This is a genomic window from Vibrio sp. YT-15 (assembly GCF_033337445.1).
Lineage (GTDB): Bacteria > Pseudomonadota > Gammaproteobacteria > Enterobacterales > Vibrionaceae > Vibrio > Vibrio alginolyticus.
Genome location: NZ_JAWOQR010000118.1, coordinates 1 through 1,191, shown reverse-complemented (window position 1 = coordinate 1,191; position 1,191 = coordinate 1). Strand labels below are relative to the sequence as shown.

Annotated in this window: 2 protein-coding genes; both read right to left on the bottom strand. The window is 65.7% G+C overall.

What is annotated here, in order from left to right; all coding sequences use genetic code 11:
• A partial coding sequence (gene repC, locus R7D93_RS25690) for a replication protein C, IncQ-type (RefSeq protein WP_318129608.1) occupies nucleotides 1–387 on the bottom strand: 387 nt, incomplete at its 3' end.
• On the bottom strand, nucleotides 374–1,189 hold the full coding sequence (locus R7D93_RS25685; RefSeq protein WP_318129607.1) for a helicase RepA family protein: 816 nt from the start codon (nucleotides 1,187–1,189) through the stop codon (nucleotides 374–376). The genes R7D93_RS25685 and repC, both read right to left, overlap by 14 nt.
• Nucleotides 1,190–1,191: the final 2 nt, after the last annotated feature.

Here is a 1,191-nt window from a genome sequence, read left to right as displayed (position 1 = left end):
GTCCTCGATATTGGCATAGCCTATTTCACGAGCCAGCGCCCGATAGCTACCCTTGACCACCATGGCGTCAGCGGTAACGGCTTCCCATTTGGGTTCCAGGAACAGCCGGAGCTGCTGCCCGCCGGGGGTCTCCGGTTCTGGCTCTAGCACCAGACCACTAGGCCCGGCCATGGCCACCAGCCCCTGCAGGATGCGCAAATCATCAGCGCCCAGCGGCTCCGGGCCGCTGAACTCGATCCGCTTGCCGTCGCCGTAGTCATACGTCACGTCCAGCTTGCCGCGCTTGCGCTCGCCCCGCTTGAGGGCACGGAACAGGCCGGGGGCCAGACAGTGCGCCGGGTCGTGCCGGACGTGGCTGAGGCTGTGTTTGTTCTTAGGCTTTGCCACGAGGCACCCCCTTGCTCTTGTGCTGCTTTTCCAGCACGGCGGGCTTGAGCACCCCGCCGTCATGCCGCCTGAACCAGCGGTCTTTGAACGGTGCCCCATAGTTGGCCTTGCTGACTCCAAAGCGGACGAAATAGGGCCGCTGCGTGTCGTCTACGCCCCATTCCTCGGCCTCACCGGTGGTCATGCCGGACAGGTACGATTGCCAGCGGATGTTATCCACCAGCACGGACGATCCCCGGCTGGCCTGCTGCTGGTCGCCTGCGCCCATCATGGCCGCGCCCTTGCTGGCATGGTGCAGGAACACGATAGAGCACCCGGTATCGGCGGCGATGGCCTCCATGCGGCCAATCACTTGCGCCATGGGGCCGCTGGCGTTCTCTGCCTCGATGTGGAACCGGCGCAAGGTATCCAGCACCATCAAGCGGCGTCCCTCAGCGGCTCGCTTGAGGCCGTCGAACCACTCCGGGGCCATGATGTTGGGTAGGCTGCCGATCAGCGGCTGGATTAGCAGACCGTCAGCCACGGCTTGCCGTTGCTCGTCGGTCAGGCGTTCCCCCAATGCGTGCAGGCGGTGATGTATGGCGGTGGGCGGGTCTTCGGCGGGCAGGTAGATCACCGGGCCGGTGCGCAACTCGCCCACGTCCAGCAGGTCGGGGCCGCCTGCGATCTGTGCGGCCAGTTGCAGGGCCAGCATGGACTTGCCGGCCCCACCGGGGGACACCAGCGCCCCCACGGTGCCGGCCACCATGTTGGGCAGTACGTAGTCAATCGGTGGCGGTAGCTCTGTGAAGCTCGCCAGAATGT